This window comes from Niabella ginsenosidivorans, assembly GCF_001654455.1.
Taxonomy (GTDB): domain Bacteria; phylum Bacteroidota; class Bacteroidia; order Chitinophagales; family Chitinophagaceae; genus Niabella; species Niabella ginsenosidivorans.
Genome location: NZ_CP015772.1, coordinates 4,602,752 through 4,628,858, shown reverse-complemented (window position 1 = coordinate 4,628,858; position 26,107 = coordinate 4,602,752). Strand labels below are relative to the sequence as shown.

General features: G+C 45.2%; 21 protein-coding genes. 14 read left to right on the top strand and 7 right to left on the bottom strand.

The genetic code is table 11. The features are described from left to right. Positions 1-30 precede the first annotated feature (30 nt). Together A8C56_RS19555 and A8C56_RS19550 are read right to left on the bottom strand one after the other, a co-directional pair. Entirely contained in the window at positions 31-393 is a 363-nt protein-coding gene (locus A8C56_RS19555) for a hypothetical protein (protein ID WP_067759820.1), read from the bottom strand. 11 nt (positions 394-404) lie between these two features. After that, positions 405-980, bottom strand: coding sequence for an RNA polymerase sigma factor (locus A8C56_RS19550; RefSeq protein ID WP_067759817.1), 576 nt, complete (start codon positions 978-980; stop codon positions 405-407). Positions 981-1,162: 182 nt separating this feature from the next. On the opposite strand from A8C56_RS19550, the gene A8C56_RS19545 reads away from it, so the two are divergent. The 12 genes from A8C56_RS19545 to A8C56_RS19490 all read left to right on the top strand — a co-directional run bounded on the left by A8C56_RS19545 (position 1,163) and on the right by A8C56_RS19490 (position 18,470). Further along, positions 1,163-1,906: a FadR/GntR family transcriptional regulator gene (locus tag A8C56_RS19545; protein WP_067759814.1), complete on the top strand. Its 744-nt coding sequence runs from the start codon at positions 1,163-1,165 to the stop codon at positions 1,904-1,906. 113 nt (positions 1,907-2,019) lie between these two features. After that, complete coding sequence (locus A8C56_RS19540; protein WP_218917206.1) at positions 2,020-4,074, top strand: heparinase II/III domain-containing protein; 2,055 nt, start codon at positions 2,020-2,022, stop codon at positions 4,072-4,074. Beyond that, the gene (locus tag A8C56_RS19535; RefSeq protein WP_067759809.1) at positions 4,074-4,412 is read left to right on the top strand and encodes a cupin domain-containing protein; all 339 of its coding nucleotides are present in this window, start codon (positions 4,074-4,076) and stop codon (positions 4,410-4,412) included. Before A8C56_RS19540 ends, A8C56_RS19535 begins: the two co-directional genes overlap by 1 nt. 9 nt (positions 4,413-4,421) lie before the next feature. Further along, a complete protein-coding gene (locus tag A8C56_RS19530; protein ID WP_067759807.1) occupies positions 4,422-5,285 on the top strand; it encodes an alpha/beta hydrolase in 864 nt (287 codons plus the stop codon). Positions 5,286-5,381: 96 nt separating this feature from the next. Next, positions 5,382-6,392 (top strand): chondroitinase-B domain-containing protein, encoded by a 1,011-nt coding sequence (locus A8C56_RS19525; protein WP_067759805.1) that lies wholly within the window; start codon positions 5,382-5,384, stop codon positions 6,390-6,392. A 2-nt stretch (positions 6,393-6,394) separates the two neighbouring features. Further along, complete coding sequence (locus A8C56_RS19520; protein WP_067762292.1) at positions 6,395-7,687, top strand: MFS transporter; 1,293 nt, start codon at positions 6,395-6,397, stop codon at positions 7,685-7,687. A gap of 4 nt (positions 7,688-7,691) precedes the next feature. Then, positions 7,692-8,444: an SDR family NAD(P)-dependent oxidoreductase gene (locus A8C56_RS19515; RefSeq protein ID WP_067759802.1), complete on the top strand. Its 753-nt coding sequence runs from the start codon at positions 7,692-7,694 to the stop codon at positions 8,442-8,444. A 185-nt stretch (positions 8,445-8,629) separates the two neighbouring features. Beyond that, entirely contained in the window at positions 8,630-11,833 is a 3,204-nt protein-coding gene (locus A8C56_RS19510; RefSeq protein ID WP_067759800.1) for a SusC/RagA family TonB-linked outer membrane protein, read from the top strand. 67 nt (positions 11,834-11,900) lie between these two features. Beyond that, positions 11,901-13,490, top strand: coding sequence for a RagB/SusD family nutrient uptake outer membrane protein (locus A8C56_RS19505; RefSeq protein WP_067759797.1), 1,590 nt, complete (start codon positions 11,901-11,903; stop codon positions 13,488-13,490). A gap of 17 nt (positions 13,491-13,507) precedes the next feature. After that, positions 13,508-14,794: a hypothetical protein gene (locus A8C56_RS19500; protein WP_157098039.1), complete on the top strand. Its 1,287-nt coding sequence runs from the start codon at positions 13,508-13,510 to the stop codon at positions 14,792-14,794. Positions 14,795-14,800: 6 nt separating this feature from the next. Continuing rightward, positions 14,801-17,134: a chondroitinase-B domain-containing protein gene (locus A8C56_RS19495; RefSeq protein ID WP_067759792.1), complete on the top strand. Its 2,334-nt coding sequence runs from the start codon at positions 14,801-14,803 to the stop codon at positions 17,132-17,134. A gap of 10 nt (positions 17,135-17,144) precedes the next feature. Further along, positions 17,145-18,470 carry a polysaccharide lyase 6 family protein gene (locus A8C56_RS19490; protein ID WP_067759790.1) on the top strand — a complete coding sequence of 442 codons (1,326 nt, stop codon included), beginning with the start codon at positions 17,145-17,147 and terminating at the stop codon, positions 18,468-18,470. Between the two features lie 542 nt (positions 18,471-19,012). Here the strand turns inward: A8C56_RS19490 and A8C56_RS19485 are convergent. From A8C56_RS19485 to nadB, 4 genes are all read right to left on the bottom strand, one after another. Then, on the bottom strand, positions 19,013-19,903 hold the full coding sequence (locus A8C56_RS19485) for a lysophospholipid acyltransferase family protein (RefSeq protein WP_067759788.1): 891 nt from the start codon (positions 19,901-19,903) through the stop codon (positions 19,013-19,015). Between the two features lie 12 nt (positions 19,904-19,915). Then, a complete protein-coding gene (locus A8C56_RS25555) occupies positions 19,916-20,137 on the bottom strand; it encodes a hypothetical protein (RefSeq protein ID WP_394330804.1) in 222 nt (73 codons plus the stop codon). A 102-nt stretch (positions 20,138-20,239) separates the two neighbouring features. After that, a complete protein-coding gene (locus A8C56_RS19480; protein WP_067759785.1) occupies positions 20,240-20,467 on the bottom strand; it encodes a DUF433 domain-containing protein in 228 nt (75 codons plus the stop codon). A gap of 122 nt (positions 20,468-20,589) precedes the next feature. Continuing rightward, a complete protein-coding gene (gene nadB, locus A8C56_RS19475) occupies positions 20,590-22,206 on the bottom strand; it encodes an L-aspartate oxidase (RefSeq protein ID WP_067759783.1) in 1,617 nt (538 codons plus the stop codon). A 358-nt stretch (positions 22,207-22,564) separates the two neighbouring features. On the opposite strand from nadB, the gene A8C56_RS19465 reads away from it, so the two are divergent. Further along, complete coding sequence (locus A8C56_RS19465; RefSeq protein ID WP_067759778.1) at positions 22,565-22,909, top strand: hypothetical protein; 345 nt, start codon at positions 22,565-22,567, stop codon at positions 22,907-22,909. A gap of 30 nt (positions 22,910-22,939) precedes the next feature. On the opposite strand, the gene A8C56_RS19460 is transcribed toward A8C56_RS19465, so the two are convergent. Next, positions 22,940-23,626, bottom strand: coding sequence for a lysoplasmalogenase (locus A8C56_RS19460; RefSeq protein ID WP_067759776.1), 687 nt, complete (start codon positions 23,624-23,626; stop codon positions 22,940-22,942). A gap of 255 nt (positions 23,627-23,881) precedes the next feature. Here A8C56_RS19460 and ispG point away from each other — a divergent pair, with 255 nt between their 5' ends. Beyond that, complete coding sequence (gene ispG / locus A8C56_RS19455; RefSeq protein ID WP_067762290.1) at positions 23,882-25,936, top strand: (E)-4-hydroxy-3-methylbut-2-enyl-diphosphate synthase; 2,055 nt, start codon at positions 23,882-23,884, stop codon at positions 25,934-25,936. Positions 25,937-26,107: the final 171 nt, after the last annotated feature.

Below are 26,107 nucleotides of genomic sequence, written 5' to 3'. Positions count from 1 at the left end.
CATTTTTTATGTAGTTTAGTAAGAGTGCATTTATTCATTACCGGCTTCATTTCCCGGTGTGCAATGATTTCTCCAGTCATTCCGGAATCGTTCTCTCCATTGTTTCCGGAACTGCTGCCGTTCTTCCGGGGTCATTTGTTTAAATTTTTCACGCAGCCGCTCTCCCGGTCCGAAATGTTTTTTGGGGCCTCCTCCCGGGCGAAACGGGCTCAGCAAAATTTTAGTGAGCACCAGCAGGCCAACAGCCTGCCAGTAACTGATCCTTTTTGTGTTGAGCAGATCCGGCAGTATAGCATTCCAGAGCAGCATCACCAGCCCCCCGATTGCAAGGAGCGCAATAGCGGCAATAAAGATAAAAACAAATGCCGGGGGCCTTCTTCTTTTATAATTCATAATAATGTAATTTAATAATTAATGAGCTCATCATATAAATATTGCAGGCGGTTGCGCAAATGCTGAACGGCATAACGTTTCCGGCTGATGATCGTTTTAATATTCTCTCCGTATTGATCGGCAATTTCCTGCAGGGTCATGTCTTCCAGCTCATTCAGCACAAATACCTGTCGCTGGTTTTCCGGCAGTTCATCCAGGGCGCCAAACAACTCTTCCCAGAACAACTTCTTTATATCCGCCAGCTCAGGGTCGTTATCCAGCGTAAAGAGCAGTTCCCTGAACTGTACCTCCCCGTCTTCATTTTCGTACTGGTAATCATCAATCAGGTCTGCTTTTTTTTTCCGGTATTTGTCGGTGATTTTATTGCGGGCAACTTTAAACAGCCAGCCACTCACCTGTTCAATGGTTTGGGTAGCGCTTACATTGGCATACTGATACCACACATCCTGCAAAATATCTTCGGCATCTGCATCTGTATTCACATTTTTGCGAATAAATCCAAAAAGCCGGTTACCGTAGTCTTTTACGGCCTGGATGATATTTTGATCCTTTTCCTCCGCCAATATTGACAGTTTTTGCTCCTGCATCAGTAATTTAAGACGGATGGCAGGGTAAATTACTTTAAAGAATGGTCAGAATGTTTTCAACAGATAAAAAGCGGGCTATTTACTTGTGTGCCTTTGTTTTTTAAAAATCACAAAAATCTTTTTGAGATTGATTGAATTCTTCCTAAATTTGGTAAACCAATTTTTGGTAAACCAATATTTATATGGACACTACAATATTAAACAATATTAAAGCAATACAGATCGAGTCGCCGGTGGATAAGATTATCGGCCAGTTAAAACAGCTGATCATCGGTGGCCAGCTAAAGCCGGGCGACCGCCTGCCCGCAGAGCGCGTACTGGCAGAGCAGTTTGGCGTGGGGCGCAGCTATATACGGGAAGCCATTTTAAAGCTGGAGTTCTATGGCCTGCTGAAAACAAGCCCGCAAAGCGGTACCTATGTGGCCGGACTGGGCATCAATATCCTGGACAATATTATTACGGATATCATCAATTTTAATAAAGACGATTTTAATGCTTTGATCGAGGCACGCTATTATCTGGAACTGGCCTCCGCAAAACTGGCAGCCGAAAGACATACGGATGCAGACCTGCGGGAAATAAAGAAGGCGGCAGCTGATTTTGAGAACAAGGTAAAACGCAGCGGCAGTGCGGTAGAGGAGGATATGGTACTTCATATAAAGATTGCCAAAGCCACCAAGAACCCGGCCATTGAATCCATGATCCTCATCCTGATCCCCGATCTTATAAAAAATATTGTAGAGAACAACGTATGCGGCAAGAACAGGAGCAAAACATCGGTGCCGGAGCACAAAAAAATAGTAAAGGCTATTGAAGACAGGAATGTAGCAGCCGCCGAAAAAGCAATGGCAGAGCATCTGAACGATATCTGGCAAATAAGTAAAGCTGGCTTCGAGGCCAAAAAACTTATTGCCAAAAAACAGTAACTCTTTTTGATCCGGTACTTATTTTATAACGAATGCGCCATTTGAAAATTATATACTTTTTCGCCTGCCTGCTTTTTTCTTTAGCGGTGTCCGGGCAAAAACATCCCGGCATCATGATCACTGGGGAACAGGTGCCGGCTCTTAGAGCAGGAGTTAACCGGTATCCGTTGCTCAAAAGGTCTTACCGGGAAATAAAAGCAGCAGCAGATGCAGCAATAGCCCAGCCCGTCACCGTACCTGTGCCAAAAGATGGGGGCGGTGGCGTTACGCACGAGCAGCATAAAAAAAATTATACCGGCATCCTGAACTGCGGTATTGTGTATCAGTTAACGGGCAATAAAAAGTATGCTGATTATGTAAAAGAGCTGCTGTTGCAGTACGCTGCGAAGTATGAAAGCTGGCCACTGCACCCCGCACGTAAAAATAATAAGGAAAGCGGCAGGATTTTCTGGCAGAGCCTGAATGATTTTGTATGGCAGGTTTATACCATACAGGGGTATGATCTGGTGTATGATGCTATTGATCCAAAAGACCGGGAGGAGATCGAAGCGCATTTATTCCTTCCCATACTGCAATTTTTTACGGGGCATTGTGCATATATATTTAACAGCATTCATAACCATGGAACCTGGTGCCTGGCTGCTGTAGGCCTTACCGGATATGTACTGAACAAACCTGAATATGTGCAGATGGCCTTAAAAGGATCAAAGCTGGATGGTAAAAGCGGTTACTGGGCGCAACTGGATCAGCTGTTTTCCCCGGATGGCTATTATGCAGAGGGTCCCTACTACCAGCGCTATGCGCTTTTCCCGTTTTTGATCTTTGCAAAAGCCATACAGAACCATCAGCCCCGGCTGCATGTTTTTGAGTACCGGAATAAGCTGCTTGCAAAAGCCATCAACAGCATGCTGCAATGCACCTATACAAACGGCGCCATTTTCCCTCTGAATGATGCCATTAAAGATAAAACTTCTGAAACCTGGGAGCTGGTGTACGGGGTTGATATTGCCTATAGTGATATTAATAACAGTAATGACCTGCTGGATGTTGCTCAACAGCAGGGACGGGTCATTGTTTCTGATGCAGGCTTAAAGGTGGCAAAAGCAGTCTATGAAAAAAAAGCAACGCCGTTTAAATATGTTTCTGAATGGCTGAGCGATGGTGCTGACGGAAAGGCTGGCGGACTTGGCATTTTACGGGACGGCCCAAATACAGACCAGCAATGCGTGGTGCTGAAAGCGACCACCCAGGGCATGGGACATGGTCATTTTGACCGGTTGAACCTGTTGTATTACGATAACGGTACTGAAGTCTTTAGCGACTATGGCGCTGCACGTTTTTTAAATATAGAATCAAAAGGGGGTGGTGGATACCTGCCTGAAAATAATTCATGGGCCAAGCAAACGGTGGCACATAACACATTGGTGGTAGACAGGGTATCCGATTTTAAAGGCAGCCTGGAACAGGCGCAGGCCACGCATCCTGATCTGGTTTATTTTAATGCGAAACCCGGGTTGCAGGTGATGAGCGCTGAAGAAAAAAATGCGTATGAAGGCGTGGTACTGAACCGGGTAACGGCGCTGATAACGATCCCTGAATTAAAAAAGCCATTGCTGCTGGATGTTTTTACCGCATTATCGAACGGGGAGCATCAATACGATCTGCCGTTCTGGTACAATGGCCAGCTGGTGGATGCTTCTTTTCAGTTCAAAGCGTTTGCCGGTGAACTGAAACCGATGGGCGACAAGTTCGGCTATCAGCATATATGGCTGAATGCTGCCGCTGCGCTCAATAAGGAGGCCGGTTCTATAACCTTTTTAAATAAGAACCGTTTTTATACCACTCATTTTACTTCTGAAAATCCGCTGACGGTAAACTTTGTGACCACAGGGGCTAATGACCCGGCAATGAACCTTACCACAAGCAGGGCTTTCATGCTTTCCCGTAAAAGCAGCGGCAATGCTACCCTGGTCAGCATTACAGAAACACATGGGGTTACCGATCCGGTTTACGAAACGGTAACGGGAGCGGTTCCGGCCATATCGGGTGTAACGCTTATAAACAACTCTGAAGGGAAAAAGACCATTGTGTTTTGGGTTAACGGAAAGAAGGAATACCGGGTAACGATCAACTATAATGATAAAAATAATTTTATAAATCTGAAATAATGTTACAAAGCGATCTTTTTCAAATTGAAGATGCAATAACCTGGGAGGATCTGGGCAACGGCGTGCAAAGGCAGGTATATGGTTATGATGATCAGATCATGCTGGTCAAAGCAAAGTTTGAAGCAGGGGCCGTTGGAGCGCTGCACCAGCACCCTCATACACAGGTTACCTATGTGGAAAGCGGTGTTTTTGAACTGACCATTGGTGATGAAAAGAAAACGATTAAAAAGGGCGATGGCTATTATGTACCACCGCATATCGTACACGGTTGCGTTTGTAAAGAAGCCGGCCTGTTAATAGACGTGTTTAGTCCGCACAGGGAAGATTTTTTAAAATAATTGTTAAGCATGAAACAGGTACTGTTATTCCTTTATTGCATCCTGCCGGTCATTGCTTCAATAGCGCAGGATACGGCAGCAGTAAAGAAAGTAGTCTACCCCCCGGGATATTCCGAACAGCTAAATGTCATTTATACAAAGGCAGGCAGCTGGGAGGGCAAAATGGATCTTTATTTACCTCCAAAAGAAAAAGGGGTTACCCCTGTTATTATTAATATACATGGCGGCGGCTGGAATCATGGCACCAAGGAATCACAGACCGGATTCAGTACCTTCTTCAAAAACGGCTATGCAGTTGCCAATATAGAGTACCGGCTGAGCGGGCAGGCAACAGCTCCTGCTGCTGTAGAAGATGCGCGCTGTGCCGTTATTTACCTGGTCAATCATGCAACAGAATTAAATATTGATATAAACAAAATCGTCATTATGGGTAGCTCTGCCGGCGGCCACCTGGCCCTGGTAGCCGGTTTACTGGGCAATGAGCACGGGTTTGATACGAACTGTTCCACAGCAAATCCGGTAAAGGTTGCAGCGATCATTGATAAATATGGCATTACCGATGTAAAGGCCTGGAAAAGCAAATCGGTAGGTCTGTGGCTGGGGAATAGAGCAAATGATGAAAATTTTATCCGGTCCGTTTCGCCCTTATACCTGGTAAACAAAACAAGCCCGCCTGTTTTTATGGTGCATGGCGATGCCGACCCCACGGTTCCCTATCAGCAATCGGTGGATCTAAAGAAAAAGCTGGATGAAGCAGGTGTTAAAAGTCAATTCATCACCGTTCCCGGCGGCTTGCATGGCAAGTTCAGCGCTGAGGAAAACAGGAGGGTCAATAAAGAGATCATTCATTTTTTAAAAGAGCTCGGTATATGAAACGCCCCTATAAAAGATTATTAAACAGGAATGATGATGAGGCGTTCCATCTGACAAATAAAGATCGCAGCGAAGCTGCAAATAAAAAATGAACAGATGAAAGGATCTATTGCCGCTTTACTCATTATATTATGCACTGCATGCAGCGCTAAAAATAAAATGGCAGCAGTGCTTCCGTCTGAAAACGTACGTGTGATCACTGTTGCTACCGCTGCTGAGTTAAAAGCGGCGCTGTCTGCTGCAAAACCGGGCGATTCCATTGTTTTAAAAGATGCTGTTTATTCCGGAAAATTTGTTATTGAAAACCCGGGCAGCGAAAAAAATCCCATCGTGTTAACCGGTAGCAGGAATGCGGTGCTGGATGCAGGTGATATAACCACGGGGTATGTATTGCAATTAAAAGCAAGCTACTGGCATTTGAGGGGCTTTACTTTAAAAAACGGGTTGAAAGGGCTTATGACAGATGGCGCTGATAACAATATCATAGATGGTATTTTGGTAACGCAGACAGGTGAGGAGGGAGTGCATTTCAGAACGTTCAGCAGTCACAATATCATTCAAAATTCAACGATCAATAACACAGGGCTGAACCGGCCCGGTTATGGAGAAGGCATTTATATCGGCAGCGCTAAAAATAACTGGGAAAAATATACAGCCGGTAAACCGGATCATTGCGATGATAATAAAGTATTGAATAATACCATTGGTCCCAACGTAACCGCTGAGTGTATTGATGTGAAGGAGGGAACAACGGGCGGACTGATTGATGGCAATACTTTTAATGCAGCAGGCATAAGCGGCGAGAACAGTGCGGATAGCTGGATGGATATCAAAGGCAATAATTACCGCATTGAAAATAATAAGGGCATCAACCCGTCTGCTCCCAACTTCCTGGATGGCTACCAGGTAAACTGCGCTTACGCCGGCTGGGGCAATAATAATGTATTTAAGAATAATATATCTGAAGTAAATGCCCCGGGCTATGCCATTAATGTAAGACTGAAAAGCAGTAACGGGGAAGTAACCGGCACTGTTGTTTATGCAGATAATACTGCGCAGCATGCGGGTAAGGGGGTAAGCAATATTCCGCTAACACAAATAAAATGATCATGAAGATAAGAGGATTGCGCTGGTACATTATCGGGTTGATCGCACTTGCAACGATCATCAATTATATTGACCGGAGCGCTATTAATATTTTATGGCCTTATATCTATCATGATTTTGGTATTGCAGCGGCCGATAGCAAAAATGCCCTGGCCTTAATTACCACCTTCTTCATGATCGCCTATGCCATTGGCCAGACCTTTATGGGCAAGATCATGGATAATATCGGCACCAGACTGGGAATGGGCTTGTCAATAGTAGGCTGGAGCCTGTCTATTGCGCTGCATGCATTTGCCCGCGGTTTGCTGTCCTTTAATGTATTCCGTTTTTTCCTGGGCTTTTTTGAGGCGGGCAACTGGCCCGGGGCCACCAAAAGCAATGCGGAATGGTTTCCTGCAAAGGAACGCGCCATTGCCCAGGGCATCTTTGGCGCCGGCGCTTCTCTGGGATCGGTTATTTCCGCGCCTATTATCGCACTGGTCTATGTTGCGTTCGGCTGGAAAATGACCTTCGTGCTGATCGGCATACTGGGCATTCTCTGGCTGCTGCCCTGGCTGCTGATCAATAAATCGACGCCGGCCACGCATCCGAATATAACCGCATCAGAAAAAGAATATATTTTTTCTGATGAAACAAAAAAGAATATTGCTGAAGGCAGGGAAGAAAAGGTGTTGACATGGAAAGAGCTGCTGGCAATAAAGAACACCTGGGGCATTATCGGCGCCCGCTTTTTTATTGACCCGGTATGGTGGTTGTTTGTAACCTGGCTGCCCACTTTTTTGAAAGAGCAATTCCTGTTCGACATTCAGCAAATAGGCGCATTTGCATGGGTGCCCTATTTATTTGCGGCCATTGGCGGTTTGCTGGGCGGCTTCCATTCTTCCTGGCAGATCAAAAAAGGAGTGGAAGCGCATAAGGCCCGTAAAAATGCAATAGGGCTGGGCTGCCTGATCATGCTGTTGTCGCTGGTTGCTATTGTTTATTTTTTAGATCAGTTAAAAAGCATGCCCATGTTTGCAATGGTGCTGATCGGGTGCACGCTCTTTGGATTCCAGTTCCTGATCAATAATATTCAGACACTACCCAGCGATTATTTCAATGGTAAGAATGTGGGAACCGTTGCCGGCATGGGGGGCACAGCGGCCGTTATCGGAACGCTGATGACCACATGGGCAGTGCCGGTGATCACCAAAACGGGCTATACTTCTTTTTTTGTGCTGGCTGCAGTTTTGGTACCGCTTTCATGGATCACCATAAGATTTATTTCATCAAATCCGGATAAATTAAAACAATAGAAGTATGAGATTTAAAAACAAAGTAGCCATCGTTACCGGTGGTTCCAGGGACATTGGCCGTGCCGTATCTGTAAAGCTGGCAAAGGAAGGCGCAAAGGTGGTGGTAAATTATTATGGCAGCAAAGAGAACGGGGAAGCAACGTTGCAACAAATAAAAGAAGCCGGTGGGGAAGGCATTATTGTAAGTGGAGATATGACCAAAGCGGCTGATGTGGCCAATATGGTCAGCGCTGCCAGGAACGCTTTTGGAGATGCTATACATATACTGGTGAACGTTGCCGGCGGGTTGGTTGCCCGGAAAACAACTGCCGAAATGGATGAGGCCTTTTGGGATCAGGTGATGGACCTGAACCTGAAATCGGTGTTCCTTTGTGTGAAAGCGGTAACACCGTATATGCCACCGGGTGCAGCAATCATCAATTTTACCTCGCTTGCAGGGCGCGATGGGGGCGGGCCGGGTGCCAGCGCCTATGCCACCTCCAAAGGAGCTTTAATGACCTATACCCGGGCACTGGCAAAAGAATTCGGCCCTAAGAATGTAAGAGTGAATGCAGTAGCGCCCGGCATGATCGCTACTACCTTTCATGATACGTTTACCAAACCCGAGGTAAGGGCAAATGTGGCCAATGGCACTCCTTTAAAACGGGAAGGAAAAGCAGAAGAAGTAGCGGACCTGGTGGCTTACCTTGCTTCTGATGAGGCCAGCTTTATTACCGGCGCCAATATTGACATAAACGGGGGCGTTAGCTTTTCCTGATGGTAGCCGGCTCCGCTTTATAAACGATCAGCTGCCGGCGTTTTGCTGAGATTGAAGTGAACACAACCTGCCTAAAAAAATTTGGCCGGGAACTTTAGTGTCAATAAATTTGGTAAACCAATTTTTGGTAAACCAAATTTATAAAAAGCGATTGCGATTTCCTGGTTTATCCTAATACATATATTATGAAACTGAAATCTTGCCTTATTTATATACTTGTCTTTGCCCTTATGGTATGGCTGCCTGCTTCAGGCTATGCGCAAACCAAAGTAAAAGTGAAGGGCGTTGTAACAAGCACTTCAGGAGAACCCCTGGGCGGTGTTTCCGTAACCATAAAAGATGCAAAAGGCGGAACAGTTACTGATTCCACCGGTGCCTTTAGCATTACTGTGGAAAAGGGCAAAATCCTTCAATTTGACCATATAGGGTATCTGCCGTTTGCCCGGGGCATTACTGAAGCGGGCACGGTGAAGGTGACCCTTACCCAAAAGATGAACAACCTGGATGAAGTGGTGGTCATTGGTTATGGTACACAATCCCGGTCTGCCATTACCGGTGCGGTCAGCAAGCTGGTTAATAAAAACCTGGATGAGATCCCAACCTCACGGCTGGATAATGCACTTATTGGTAAAATAGCCGGCGTTACCATTCAGAATGTGACTTCAGAAGTAGGCGCCGATCCTGTGGTGCGCATACGGGGCTTCAGCTCCATCAGTGCCAATTCATCCCCATTGGTAGTGGTAGACGGCTACCCGGTGCCGGATGGATTGTCCTTTGTGAATCCGCAGGATGTGGCTTCTGTAGAGGTTTTAAAGGATGCGGCAGCAGCGGCCATTTACGGGTCGCGTGCGGCCAACGGCGTAATTATTATTACCACCAAAAGCGGGGCAGCAGACCGCCCCAGGTATAATTTTAAAGTGTATTACGGTACCAGGAAGCCCTATAAGCTGAACCCTATTATGACCTTTAGCGAGTATGCTGAGAAACTGTATCGCGAAGCAGCTATGCGGGCCAATGATACAACAGTTGCTGCAAACAGGCGGAACCTGATATCAGACCAGGAGCAGGCCGCCTATATCCTGGAAAACCAGATCACCGGTGCGCCCACCAACTGGCAGGAGCTGGGCCTGCAAAACTCAAATATATCCAATGCAGAGTTCAGCGTATCGGGTGGTAAAAAAGAAGTAAAGTATTACCTGAGCGCAGGATATCAGAAAGATGTGGGTGTTATGAAATTCAGCGATAACACCCGGGGAACCATGAAGGCCAGGCTGGACGCAAATCTGAGCAAGAAAGTAAAACTGAGCTTCAATTTTAACCCCAGCTATATTAAAACAAACCGGCCTACTGTTAATTATACAGACTACTTCCGGACCTACTCATTTGTTCCGTTATACCATACCAATTATACAGCGCAGTTTGTACAACAGAATCCCCAATGGGCCGATATTTTACCCGGGGATTATGCCCAGGCCCGGCATTTTAACGGACTTCCCTATTCCGGCAGGATGCCGGATGGTACACTGTGGTCCAGCAATGGCCCGGTTATACCCTGGTCCACATCCAATAATACACCGCTTTCTATTGCTGACAGGGAAAAAAGATATGTGGAATCCTACCGTATGTTAGGCGGTGTGGATCTGTCTTATGAGATCATTCCCCGGCTGGTCTTTAAAACTGCACTGTCAGGGTATTATATGCAGCAGAACGACCGGACATTTGTGCAAAGCAATGCAGAAAAGGACGGGGATCTGAATTACGCCATTTTTAATGACAGGAATTACAAGGATGTGCTTTGGGAAAATACTTTAAACTATAATAAACGGTTCGGCAATCATAATATTACGGCGTTAGTGGGTTTTACGGCACAGCAGACCTGGAAGGATACGTCAAATATGGTAGGGCGTAATTTTCCTACAGAAGATTTTAAAACCATGAACCAGGCTGGCCAGATCGATCCGGCGCTTACCTATACCTTAAAGGATAAAATAGGATTGTTGTCTTACCTGGGCCGCGTTACCTATGATTATAAAAGCAAATACCTGGTTGCGGCAAGTTTCCGGACAGACGGCAGCTCTTATTTTGCACCCGGACATAAATGGGGGTATTTCCCTTCCATATCCGGTGGCTGGGCCATTAGCCAGGAGCCTTTTTTCAAAGCTGTTAAAAGCGTCAATAATTTAAAGATAAGGGCCAGCTATGGCGCTACAGGAAATAACCGGATACCGAGTTTCTCTTATATGGATCTGCTGTATCCGGCTAATTATGCTTTTGGTACCGGTACCGGGTCTGTAATACTGGGTTTATCGCCCAACTCCAATACACTGGCCAACCCGCTGATCACCTGGGAGCGCACGTTCGAGTTTAACACAGGTCTCGACCTGGGTATGTTCAGCAATCGCCTCACGTTAATTTTAGACTGGTATAACAGGGTTACAGACAGATTGCTGTACAACCAGGCTACCATGTCCTTTACCGGCTCTAACCAGTATATTAATAATATTGGTAAGCTGCGTAATAAAGGGGTGGAAATTGAATTAGGCGGTGTGCCGGTGCAAACGAAAAATATAACATGGAGCACTTCCGTCAACTTCACCCGAAATAAAAATACATTGCTTGCATTAGGTGGTGAGCCTTACCAGTATAATTATGGGGAGCGTAACGAAGTGTATGCTGCCATTGTAGGCCAGCCTGCTATCCAGTTTTTTGGTTATAAGACAAACGGGGTCTGGCTTTCAGATAAGGAAATTGCTGATGCAAAGGCTGCCGGGCTTACCAGTACCTTATCAAAGTATTTTCAGGCCGGCGGTTTAAAGTACGTAGATATAAATGGTGATAATGCGATCGATGCCAACGACCGCGTACCGTTAGGCAATCCGTTCCCTGATTTTACATGGGGTTTTAACAACACCATTACCTATAAAAATTTTGATTTCAGCATGCTGATACAGGGCTCACAGGGTGGGAAGCTGATAAATGGCGACCTGTATTATAATGAAACTAAAAAGTTCAATAAGCTGGTCAATACTGATCAGCGCTGGGTAAGCGCTATGTATCCCGGCGATGGCAAAACACCTTATTTTACCAACGGGGAAAACTGGATGCTGACAGATTATGTTTTGGAAAGTGCTTCTTATGCCTCCTTAAGAAACCTGATCATCGGCTACAAGTTTCAAAGCAAAACCTTAAAGCATATCGGCTTAAACGGCTTAAGAATATATGCGTCCGGCGATAATCTTTTCTATATAATGGGCAAAGGTTACAGGGGCATCAACCCGGAGGCAAGAGTAACCAGCGGTTTGTATAATTCGCCGCTGATCAGCGGTTACCAACGTGGCGCGTTCCCCATTATGCGCACTTATACGTTTGGTATTGACCTGAGCTTCTGAACAGATTTTGAAACAGGGACACAAACCGTAATGCATACGATTAAAAAACAATAAAAAAAATACACGGATGAAAAAGCTTTTATATACAACCCTATCCGTCATTTTTTCAATATTTATTTTTTCCTGTAATAAAATAATAGATATTGATCCCATATCCAATGTAGGTGCAGGAGCATTCTATAAAAATTATAACGAGGTAAATACAGCGCTTGCAGGCTGCTATAATGGAATGCAGGGGCCTTTGTATAACGAGTGGATGTTTACCGACCTGAGAAGCGATAATTCTTTACAGGGTGTGCCCAACACTTCCAGCGTTGACAATATAGAGCTGAACGACCTGGATATGTTTACCTTAAATGCCACGCACAGCGATGTTTATGATTACTGGCTGGCTGCCTATAAGAATATACGGGCTGTTAACTATGTTTTAGGAAGCCTTGGTGTTACATTCAGTAATGGCCAGGATAATTTTGGAACGGCCACCGCACAGTTAAATGATGATCAGAAAAAGCAACTGGCCGGTGAAGCCTTAATAGTGCGGGCTTATCATTATTTTAACCTGGTACGGTTATTTGGTGGTGTTTTCCTGATCTCCGAACCGGAGGATCCCCAAACGTCCAAGAAGGTAGGGCGTAGCAGCGCCACAGATATCTATAATTTTATTATGGCCGATCTGAATACCGCCCAAAGTATTTTGCCCCGGATCAGTTACAGCCAGATAGCGGCAACGGACCTGGGCCGTGTAAACATATGGTCGGCAAAAGCGCTGCTGGCAAAGGTGTATCTTACATTAGGAAGAAAAGCCGATGCGCTCATGTTGCTTGATGATATCATTACAAACAGCGGGTATGGGCTCCTGCCGTCTTATGCAGATGTGTTCTCTGTATCCAATGAAATGAACCGGGAAATTATTTTTGCCGTAAGATACAAAGCAGGTGGCTTTAACCTGGGGTCCCCTTTTGCCAATCTTTTTGCGCCTACCGGTAGTGGCAGCGCTATTGTGGCCGGTGACGGTAAAGGGTACAATTTTCCCACTACTTCCATCCAGGCGGCATTTAAAACTTCCACATCGTCAGGATCAGATGCCCGTAAAGATGTTACTGTAGCAGTTTACAACACTACAAAACCGTATGTAAAAAAATTCCTTTCCACGGTTGCGGTAAGCTATGACGCGGAAAACGATTTCCCCGTGATCCGGTTTTCCGATGTGCTTTTAATGAAAGCGGAGGCGGTTGGCTTTGACGGGCCGTCAGGTGTTGCTGTTGGAATCATCAACCAGGTAAGGCAGCGTGCCGGAGCTATAGATTATACAGGCACCGGCGATTTTTCTGCCGGATTTTACAAATATCCTTCAGGCGGGGACAGCGCTATCAACAGCGCATCCGGCTTTACCAAAGCCCTGCTGAATGAAAGGAGACTGGAATTTGCCTTTGAGAACCAGCGCTTCTTTGATATGCAGCGCCTGGGCGATGCGGTGCAAATGATCAAAGACCATTTTGCAGAGGAGTACGATGTGTTTTATTCCAGGATCAGCCCGAAAATACCATTGGAAACCTTACAGGGCAATGTTACAAAGGATAAATTACTGCTGCCGATACCCCAAAGGGAAATAGACACCAATAATGAAATCCCGATTGAACAAAATACCGGGTATTAACCTAAAATCTTTTCAAAATGAAAATGTTCTGTTCCTTCCTGGTTGTAGCAACACTCTTTTTTTGTATGTTCCTGCCTGCCTGCAAAAAGGACTATAACCAAAATATAACTGACAGGGAAAGCGCTGATAAGGTTACGGCTGTGGCGTATCAGTACAATACTGCCACCAAAAAATTTTCGCCGCAGGACAGCATTACGGCGCAGATAGCGTCCCCGGCAGGCGTAAACCAGGTATATGTATACCTGGTGCGCAGCAATAGCACCGATTCGGTGGTAACTGTTTTTTTTCCGCCGGACGGCAGTGAAAACGATGTGGCTATGGGTGTATCACCGGCTGTTTTCTCAAAAATAGATATGTCGGCAGCCACAGGGCTTAAGCTGATGATAAAGCACCGGGATAATTCCTATCACCAGGACTCCATTAAAATAACCCCGTTCACGCCGCCTTTACCGGAACTGCAAAATTTTCCTGCAAGCCTGTTGCCTGGTAATGACGGGCAAATTCATGTTACGGGCAAAGCACTGTCGCAAAACGGTATTCAAACCATTTATATTTATGATGATGCTACCGGCAGCTTTACAAAAGTGGATAGCATCACCAATCTGAAGAATGCCACATCATATGATGTAGACTATAACTATACTTACAGGGATAAAGCTGCCAATCTGAAAGTACAGGTGGTCGATAATTATGACCTCGCGGCCGAAGCGGTTATTACAATTCCTGTATTACCCTATACTGTTTACAAGGACGTAACCATGAACGCGCAGGGCTTTGCAACCAATAATGCGTTTGTGGCAGCAACAGGTACACTGTTAGGCAGTTGTGAACTGCCATCCGGAGAAGCGCTGAGCGATGCTGATATGGATTTGCTGCTTTATGGCAGTAAGGATAATGTGCTTTCGCTTTATAGTCCGGGTAACGCAAAAAACATCGCCAAAAATTATAAATGCAACGGTACGGAATGGGCAATAGCAGATCCTCTTTTATTAAAGGCGGTTAAAGTCAAAATATTGGTGCCGGGTTCTTCCGATGCAGTTGACGCTATTTATGCGAGATTTAATGCAAACAATATTCCTGACCTGGCTGAAGATGACTTTTTTAATGGCATCAGTGTTCCCGGCGGTAACACCGCTAAGATCAGTACAAACACAGGAGAGCTAAATCCTGACGGGGCTTATTTATTATGGGTACGTATTCCCAAAGAAGATGGAACTTTCCGTAATTGTTTGCTACGGGCCAAATCATTTGTGTTGTCTGCAGGAAGCTCTACGGTTACTTTTGATATTTATGTGCAGAAATAGGCAGATATGAAATATTTTTTTTGGATCGTTTTTTCGGGATTTGTAGCGCAGCTTCATGCGCGCTCCATACCGGTTGCCAATGTCAGCGAACTGAATACGGCGCTGAAAGCGTGTAAACCAGGTGATACGATCCTGCTTGCAGATAAACAGTGGCAGGATGCTGCTATAAAAATTGAAGCAAACGGCACACAGGAGCATCCCATTGTTATCAGGCCGCAACACCCGGGCGGGGCCGTGCTTACGGGAAGCTCATACATCCGGCTTGCCGGGCAGTATATTGTTATCAGCGGCCTGCATTTCAGCAATGGGCATACGCCACGCAGGGCTGTCATTGAGTTTTGTCTTGATGAAAATAAGCTGGCCAACCACTGCCGCGTTACGCAGTGCGTTATTGAAAACTACAGCCAGCCTGCAAGGCTTTCTGAAGACGTTTGGGTCTGTCTTTGGGGCAGGCACAACCGTGTGGATCATAATACTTTTGTTGATAAACTGAATGCAGGGCCTACTTTAATTGCAGAACTCAATGATGAACGCAGCCGGGAGAATGATCACAGCATCGATTCCAATTATTTTAAAGGCAGGCAGCGGCTGGGTTCCAATGGTGGTGAATCGATCCGCATTGGTGTTGCCCGCTATTCGCTGACCGCCTCCCATACGCAGATCGTTCATAATTATTTTGAGCGTTGTAATGGCGAGGTGGAAGTTGTTTCCATAAAATCTGGAGAAAATAATGTAAGCCATAATGTTTTTTACGAGTGCGAGGGTGGATTGGTATTGCGTCACGGCTCTAAAAACCTTGTCAGTGGAAATATTTTTTTGGGAAATGATCAGCCCTTTACCGGTGGTGTAAGGGTCATTAATCCCGGCCATACGGTAACCAATAATATTTTTAAAGACCTTACAGGCGTTAATTTCCGTTCGGCGCTGGCTGTATTGAACGGAGTGCCCCATTCATTGATCAACCGGTATTACCAGGTTACGGATGTCCGCATTTCCAACAATACATTTATTAACTGCGCATCTGTTTTATTTGGCGCCGCCAAGGATGAAGAGCGCATACTTGCACCGGAGCGTGTATTATTTAATAAGAACCTGGTGGTTGATCCACAAGGAAAGCCGTATACAGATGAAAACAGGGATGGTGGCATCCTGTTTAAGGATAATGCGGTTGCAGCAAAAACTCAATTCCCTGTTACAGCGGGTTTTACCGCTGCAACAGTTGACACTGTCCGGAAAAATGGTGTGCTGTTACCGTATAGCCCCAATTACGGGGCCGATGTGAATAAGATACAGCTGATCAACAGGTCTGATGCAGGCGCCCTATGGTATCATCCTGCTGAAAAGGCAGCAGCCCGAAACCCTAAGGTTTTTAAAGTAAAGGCCGCTGAGGCCGGTAAGATCAATGAACTGATACAACAGGCATTGCCCGGAGACCGGATCGTTTTAAGTGATACGGGTTATTATAAGCTGGATAAAGAGATTTTAATCAATAAACCAATAACGATTGAAGGCAGCAATCCGTTCCATAAAAATCCGGTGCTGATCAACACCTCTTATCAGTCTTTGGATGCCTTTATGATCATTGAGAACGGCGGCGCATTAACCGCCAGGAACATCAGCTTTAACGGGGCTTTTGAAAGTTATGCGGATGTACGGTCCGGTATCAGGAGCACATCAGCGCCTATGAACAGGCACTACAAATTGGTTATAAATAGCTGTGCCTTTTATAATTATAATGAGGGCAGCTATGCCGGCTTCAGGGCAACAAAAGCCACTTATGCGGATTCTGTGATCATCCGTAATTCGTTATTCCGGAATATTTCAGGCATAGCAGTAAATATTGCCGAAGAAAAAGAAGACAAGGGCTTGTATGGTGCGGAGAACGTTGTCATACAAAACTGTGTATTTTCCGAGGTATTAGGGTCAGCTATTAATGTATACCGCGGAGGGAATGATGAAAGCACTACCGGCCCTGCTGTGTTTATTGACCATTGTACCTTTAGCGAGGTGAACAATATGGAGCAGGGGAGTGTGGTAAAACTGATCGGCGTGCAAAATGCACGGATAACGAATAGTATTTTTTCATCAAGTGGCAGGGGTGGCAGAAGCATTGAGTTCCGGGAATACCGGTGGGATAATATTCATGTGAACTATTGCGATTTTTACCGTTCCGGTAAAATTGAGTCATTCTATGGAAAGGCCCCGGGTAAGGATATTTACAACGTAGCTCCGGTTTTTGTAAACCCGCCGCTATATGATTTCAATTTAAAAGAAGATTTGCCCGCACCTGCAAAATCATCAGACAGGAAGCCTTTGGGCGCATCCCTGGTCATTGAATAAATACAATTGAATGATGCATTTCCGCATTGTAATTTGTCTTTTAGCCTTTCTTTTTACAGGATTATATGTAAAGGCTAAAACGTATCCTGTTAATAATGCTGCTGAAATAAACCGCCTTGTATTATTGCCCGGTGATACGGTACTGATGCTGGGCACCAGTTGGAAGGATGCGCAGATCAATTTTAAAGGAACAGGAACGGAAGCAAAACCGGTTGTATTAATGGCAGGTCAACCCGGCAAGCTCATCCTCTCCGGAAATTCCAATTTAAAAATTGACGGGCATTGGCTGGTTGTGAACGGGCTGTATTTTACCAATGGCTATTCATTAAATGACGATGTGATCATCTTTTCAAAAACGGCATCCCATTGCAGGCTGACCAATACCGCTATCGTAAATTATAACCCGCCTGATAAAAAAACGGATTACAAATGGGTATCGCTCTATGGCAGCTATAATAGTGTAGATCATTGTGAGCTGACCGGGAAGGAGCACCAGGGCACAACACTGGTCGTTTGGCTGTCCGATACGCCTAATCATCATATCATACAGAACAATTATTTTGGGCCAAGGCCTCCTTTAGGAGCTAATGGCGGTGAGAGCATCCGGATCGGTACCAGTGAATGGTCGATGCACGATTCCTATACATTGGTGCAACAGAATATTTTTGACAGATGTGATGGAGAAATAGAAGTTATTTCCGTGAAATCCTGTCATAACCGGATCGGGGAAAACCTTTTTTATGAATGTGATGGAACAGTAACGCTGCGGCACGGGAATGATAATACGGTGGATAGTAATTATTTTATAGGGAATGATCAACCCAATACCGGCGGTATACGGATCATAGGAGAGCGTCATACAGTTGCCGGCAATTATCTGTATAAAACAACAGGAACCGATCTGCGGGCAGCTATTTCCATCATGAACACTTTTAAAGATCCAAAGCTGAATGAATACTGGCAGGTGAAAGACGCAGTTATTGAAAATAATTATATCATTCATTGTAAGAATGCCTTTGTGATCGGTGCGGGGAAAAATGATAAAAGAACGGTAGCCCCGGAAAGCATAACTATTAAAAATAATTATATAGTTATGCCGCAGTTGTTGTTAGATAAGAAAGAAAAGCCGCTGAACTCCCTGATAACGGGCAATAAGGTTTTGGGAACACCCGGCATGGATGGGTTTACTACTGTAAAAAATAAAAGCCTGCAGATAAATAAATATGGAATTTGGGTGCTGCCGGAAAATAAAAGAATCCCTTTCTGGTTAAGGACAACCGTTGGCCCCCAATGGAAAAAAGCGCTGCCTGTATTTACGATCCGGTCGGGTAAATGATTGCCGTTACGAGTTATATCAATGAACTTGATTTTCCCCTTTTATGTTTGATTGCCAGTCGGAGGATCTCTCAATCATCGAACACTTCAATATTTCAGAGCCTCCCCGGCTTCGCTCGGATCCGAACATTCGGATGACGAAAGTATCATTGATCCTCAATGCATAATTCCATCTGTCATTGGCACTTGTTTCGGCATCTATTTGATCGCTAATTTGGACCCTGAAATAAAAACAGATCCCGGAACAGGTCCGGGATGACCTCTTCAGGGTGACCCGTAAGAAGGATTGTCATTGCCTCATCCGAACTTTCGGATGATTTTGTTTTTACAAATGGAAAACTCAGGATAACGGCATTTTTTTATCATTGTTTCATAACTCTGCAACTCAATAAAGGCAAGTCACAATAACAATTACTGAATAGCCCAGGCAATAGGAGAAAAAAGTTGTGTGTACAGCATAGCTTCCGGAGGGCGGGCAGCGCAAATAATAAGCTCAGGATGATAGTACTATGGCACAGGTCCTTTATATAATTTTTATGTCCGTTATTGCGCTCCATTATCCCCATCCATATCCCCTTCTTTCCACTCATGCTTCCACCTCCGGTGGCTCCAGAGCCACATGTCCGGATGCTGGCGGATGGTTGCTTCCAGAAAGCGGACAAATTTTTTTGTAAGTGCATCCTCGTTGCTGTTGGTTTTAGGGTTTTCTTCTGCAAGGGTAAAGGTTACGTGGTAATATCCCCGTTTTACCCGTTCAATGGAAGCAAACAGCACTACTGCATTATTGGTAATAGCACTTTTAGCCGGTCCTGCGGTAAACGCTGTTTTGCGGTTAAAAAAAGTAAACCATTTGGCTTTGTCTATCCGTCCCGGGCTTTGGTCAGCAATCAGGCCCAGGCAATACATGCTTTTGCGGTAAGGTAAAAACTCCCGTGCCATCCGGCCTGCGTCCAGCAAAACAGCGCCGCTCCGCGAGCGTAGCTTTTTAAAAACACGATTGATGGATTTATTATGAATAGGAATATACACCCCTAAAAAAGTATGTTTTATTTTTCGTACTACCTGTATGTTTCCCCATTCCCAGTTAAAGGTGTGGCCCAGATGCAGCTGCACGCTCCGGTGCTGATCATAGTATTGATTGATCATTTGCCAGTTACCCGTAAAACGTTTTTCAAAAAAAGCATCCGAGGCCGAAAGCACTTTTATGGTTTCAACTAATGAATCGATGAACTTATGATAAAAATCTTTGGCAATGCGCTTGCGTTCTTTAACGGACTTTTCAGGGAAAGCAATGGTAATATTATCCAGCACTACTTGTTTCCGGTAGCCGATGACGTAATAAATAACAAAATAAAAAAAATCGGAAAGCAGGTACAGCACCGGTAACGGCAATAAGGAACACAAATACAAAAATCCGTAAACGAGATAGTACATTTTTTTGCTAACTTATAACTGCCGAACCCTTATTTTATTGTTGTGATCGTTACAAATACAGGATGTGGCAACGATTGCGGCACATACGGTTGCAGCTCTCACTGCCAATTCCGTAAACCGATATCTTAACGATAGAACGCTGAGGTCTTTTATAGGATGGGCGAATACCCATTCTCCAAAGTCTTTGTTTTCCGTTAATAAAAGACAATTATTTTCCAATGCCCATTGTATCACCTGTTCATCTTTTATACCCTTTGCCTGTTCACCTACGGCAATAATATTGAACCCTTCCGCCCAAGCATTTTAATATTGAATAAATATTTTCATCAGCAAGGATCATGCTACAGCTATGACCTGTTCATTGGAAATTACGTCTGATGCATAAGCCAGGGCAGGGAAAACTGCTTCGCGTGAAAGGATCGGGTAGGCTTCCTGCAATTGTTCTGTCGCGGCCCCTTCCGATAAGCGCTGTATAATCTGTTCAACAGAGATACGATCGCCTTTTATATGGGGCTTTCCCAGTAAAACAGCAGCATCTGATTCTATAAATCCCGAATGGTTCATTGAAAACGATTATTTCTGTAAAGTTACTAAACAAATAGCAATGCGCAGGCGTTTAAGAACTGTATTCGTTTTTCTGTGCTTAAACTGATTTAATTAAATCAGTTCCCTTTTTTTATGACCAACTACAAAACAACATTCTGAACAATGGAACTCTTTTCCGGATAGTCGGTATTATAGTTCAGCCCACGGCTTTCCTTGCGGAACATGGCGCCTTTTACGATGAGGTATCCTATTGTTATCAGGTTCCGCAATTCCAGCAACTGTGGGGAAACCCTGCTGGATCTGTACAATTGTTCGGTTTCTTCCCAAAGAAGATCCAGCCTGCGGGAAGCACGCTGTAAGCGGATGTTGTTACGTACAATGCCTACGTAATCGGTCATTATCTGGCGCAGCTCTTTCAGGCTTTGTGTGATCAGGATCATTTCCTTTGGCTGCATGGTGCCCCGGGCATTCCATTCCGGGATCTGGCCGGTATAATGATGATCGTTCAGCTCGCCGTTTTGCGCTTTTGTTGAAACATGCTCAAAACAGCGATGCGCAAAGACCATTGCTTCTAAAAGAGAATTGCTTGCCAGCCGGTTGGCCCCATGCAACCCGGTGCTGCTGCACTCTCCTACAGCATACAGGTTACGGATGGAGGTCTGCCCCCACTCGTCTACCTTAATGCCGCCGCAGCTGTAATGTGCCGCCGGCGAAACCGGGATCATATCTTTTGTAATATCAATGCCGATGCTTTTGCACTTTTCATAAATATTGGGAAAATGCTCCAGGAATTTCTCCAGCTGAAGATGACGGCAGTCCAGCCACACATGTTCTGTGCCCGTCCGCTTCATTTCATTGTCAATAGCGCGGGCAACAATATCCCGGGGAGCAAGATCCCTGCGCTCATCATAACGTTCCATAAATGCCTCTCCGTCTTTGTTGCGCAGGATGCCGCCGTCGCCACGCACGGCCTCGGTTATTAAAAAGGCCTGGCCCGTCAGGCCCGCTTCAAATAAAGCGGTTGGGTGAAACTGGATGAACTCCATGTTCTCGATCCTTCCCTTTGCGCGGTATACCATTGCCACACCATCGCCGGTAGCAATGCCCGGGTTGGTGGTGGTACGGTATACCTGCCCGTTACCACCGGATGCCAGGTAGGTGGTTTTGGCAAGAATGGTCTCAATGTCATTGGTTACTAAATTGAGCACATATACCCCGTAACATTCAATATCCGGGGTCGATTTTGTTACCAGATAGCCCAGGTGGTGCTGGGTAATGATATCAATAACGAGGCAGTGCTTCAATATCTCAATATTGGGATATTTTTCCACAGCTTCCAGCAATGCCCGCTCCATTTCCCAGCCGGTAATATCTTTATGATGCAGGATGCGGAATTCGCTGTGGCCACCCTCTTTGCCGCGTTTATATTCGCCGTCATCATCCTTATCAAAATGTGTGCCCAGCTCAATCATTTCATTGATGCGCTCCGGGCCCTCCTTTACAACGATCTCCACAATTTTTTTATTGCATAGCCCGTCACCAGCGATCAGGGTATCTTCAATATGCTTTTCAAAGCTATCATGTTCCAGGTCGTTGACCACGGCTACCCCTCCCTGCGCATATTTTGTATTGGTTTCATCCGCCGCGGCTTTGGTAAGCACCAGTATTTTTTTGTCAGGAAATTCCTGCGCCATTTTATAGGCATAAGTAAGGCCTGCAATACCGGTACCAATTACTAAAAAATCTGTTTGATGCATAATACCAAAGATGTGTAAATGACAAATTTATCGGGTTTTGCTTAAATGGCGCTGAATTGGCATTGACTTTGTTTAAGTTATGGGTTTCTATAGAAGAGGCCGGGTTCGGAAACCTTAACAAAGTGTGAAAACAGGTACATTGGTATGAGGGATGGGATTAGGATAGAATTTGTATTTTTAGCCAATGCAGCTACAGGAAGATTTGCGATATTCAACATTCAAAAACCGTATTTTTACGATTCTTTTGAAATAAACAGACTCTTAGTTTTGTTATATGAAATGAACAGTTGGTTTGATTTCCATATGCGGAATGGTGTTGTATAACAATAATGACCTTTAAATCGATAAAACCTCTAAAATGATTTACTCAAAAAATATTAAGGGCTATTACTATAGAAATGATCCTTTAAATGCCGGTGCTGACTCCATTTTACTGTTTGATGAAAACTATATAAATGTAGTGGGCGTTATTTACCTGGCACCGGATTCAAAGCAGCTGCCTGCCAGCTGCTGGGATGAAAATGGTGTACCGGCCCTTTGCTTACGTTATTCCTCTTTATTGCCGTTAATTGATGTATTAAGCAACAGGACGCCGGTGCATATTGAAGCTGAACTGGAAGGCTATTCTGTAAAAAGCGCCTCAATCGTGGCGGACCATGCGGTTATTAATGACAGGGGCGCAACAGAAAGGCCCTTTGCCTGATAAAGCTTTTCATTCGTAACGGGCAGCCATTTATGTTGCCGGTTTGCTGCCTGTTATAATAAACCGGGTCATTCCCTTTACCAAAAGCCATTGGGCAAGTATGTAGGTGCTCATGATAGCCCATCCACCCCAGGCCACCGGGTGGTAAAATTTATTGATGGCCAGGGCAGAATCAGATATAACAAAAAAGATTGCTCCTGTTAAAAGCATACGTGCGGTTGTATTATCGGACAGGTCATACAAATGCATGGCCAGCAACAGCATAAAACTAATAACAATACCATATACTACAACAGGTATTTTAAGCGCACCGAGGTGGGGAAGTAAAAAGCTCATTATAAAGAAATAATACACGCCTACAATAATGGCAGTATACCATTTGCCGGGAATAGATGCTTGTACCTTCATCCGGTGAAAACAGAGGATGTAAAAGATATGGGCGATAAGAAAGGAAACCAATCCCAGTATAAAATACAGCTCATTTCCATTAGCCGGCAACAGCAATGCATCTCCACCCACTGAAAAGAGCAATGCCCCGATGGTCCATTTTTTAAAAGAGGAGGGCACCCCCTTTGTTGCAGCAATAAAATATCCCAGCAGGGAGCTGACCAGCAGGGGCTTACAGGCAAACTGCAATGCATCCTTTTGCAGGGCCATGCCGGTAAAATAAGCAATCGTTGCACAAATAAAGAGAAGATTCCAGGCGGTCGGCTTCATTTAATATTAAAAATAAGGAATAAAAAAAAGAGTAAGCGATCTCTGACTGATTTCATATGCCTTGCCACGCAGAAATGCAAAACTTTCTGTGCAGTCTGTATAATGTGCGTGCACTTAGTCTTACAGATTTGGCAGACGACGTAGGAGTACAAAACTTTCCTTGTCAATCTGAGAGCATCTCCTGTCTGCACCTGCCGGAAAATGTTATACATCAGATTGACGAGCTCACACCCAAACATTGGCTATCTTTGCAGCATGGAACTATATGCAGCAACGCTCACCTCATATAAAAGGCTGTTAACCAAAGAGGTAAGGATTGGAGATCTGTTATTGGGCAACAACCATCCTATTCGTGTGCAAACGATGACCACTACAGATACGATGGACACGCTGGCTACTGTGGAACAATCCATCCGCTGTATTGAGGCCGGTTCTGAACTGGTGCGCATTACCGCACCTTCCAAAAAAGAGGCAGAGAACCTGCTGAATATCAAAAATGAATTGCACAGGCGGGGCTATCATACCCCCCTGGTGGCCGATATTCACTTTACACCTAATGCTGCTGAAATTGCTGCGCGCATCGTGGAGAAAGTGCGGGTAAACCCGGGCAATTATGTTGATAAAAAGAAATTTGAGCAAATTGAATATACGGATGCCGAATATGCGGAAGAGATCGATCGCATCCGCGAGCGCTTTACCCCGCTGATCAAAGTATGTAAAGAATATGGAACAGCCATGCGCATCGGTACCAACCACGGCAGCCTCAGCGATCGCATCATGAGCCGCTATGGCGACACGCCCATGGGAATGGTGGAAAGCGCTATGGAGTTTCTACGCATTGCGCGGGATGAGAATTACCACCAGATCGTACTGAGCATGAAAGCGAGTAACCCGATTGTGATGGTACAGGCCTACCGGCTGCTGATCAAGACCATGGATGAGGAATTTGGTGAGATCTATCCCCTGCACCTGGGCGTTACGGAAGCTGGTGACGGAGAAGATGGCCGCATCAAATCGGCTGTTGGTATCGGCACTTTAATGGAAGACGGTATAGGAGATACAATCCGTGTTTCTCTTACCGAAGACCCGGAACTGGAGATACCGGTATGCCGGGATATTGTAAAACGGTATGAGGGAGATCCGTTAACGGGTTCAAAGGCTGAAAAAAACGCAATCAATCTCTTATCAACCGATCAGTTTCCCCCGGCCGGATCATCCGGGAAGGAGATCAGCTTTTCAACTACCCGGTACAATCCCTTTCAATCCCGGAAACATAAGACCATCAGTGTTGGGAACATTGGGGGAGAGCAGGTGCCCGTAGTAGTAGCAGACCTTAGCAGATTACAGAGCATAACCCCTGCCTCCTTAAAAGCAATAGGCTATACCTATGATGCGGAGAATGATAAATGGCATATTGCCGATGCGGCAGCAGATTATATCTATACGGATAATGCGGAACTGGGCTTTCCCCTGCCTGGTACCTTAAAAGTGATTACCACGCCGGAGCATTGGACCGGCGCAGCCGATAAAACAAAATATTTTCCGATATACGAAGCCGGAGCATTTATTAATGCAACAAATACAAATGCGGCAATAAACTTTGTGCTGCTGGATGCAGATGATTTGCAATATCTGGACGCTTTAGCTGGTAGGGAAAATGTGGTGCTTTGTTTAAGCAGTGCCCGTAAAAATGCCCTGCAATCGGTACGCCGTATGTGCATTGCATTAGAAGAGCATGGTATTGAGCACCCGCTGATCTTTATTACAGGCAGCAACTGGAGCACGGCAGATGAGCACCTGATCCATTTTGCTACAGAAACCGGCGCACTGTTTTTAGACGGTTTTGGCAACGGTATTTGCCTGGGCATGAGTAAACAGGCTTATAATGAGTTTAATGATGCACAATTGAGCGGTCGCCGTTATACTTCTGCAACGGATACCGGCGCAGCAGAACAGTTTATGAACAATACGGCCTTCAGCATTTTACAGGCCACCCGAACCCGTATTTCCAAAACAGAGTACATTTCCTGTCCTTCCTGCGGACGTACCCTGTTTGATCTGCAGGAAACCACTACAAAGATCCGTTCGGTTACCAACCACCTCAAAGGTGTTAAAATTGCCATTATGGGCTGTATTGTAAACGGACCGGGCGAAATGGCCGATGCTGATTTTGGGTATGTAGGCAGCGGCCCCGGAAAGATTACTCTGTACAAAGGAAAGGATGTGGTAAAGCGCAATGTAAATAGTGATATTGCGGTGGAAGAGCTCATCAACCTGCTAAAGGAGAACGACGTATGGATTGAGCCATAGCCGCTCCTGACCGGGGTGAAACTGTGGTTAATCAACTTATGATCTGAGCCAACCGTTCTCTGCTTTCATTATTGCCATGTCAACAATGAACGAAACTTCCCTATTGCATTCAGCCGGGTTTATTCCTCTATGCTCAATTAGAGTCTTAGCGTACACTGACGTAGTTTTCGG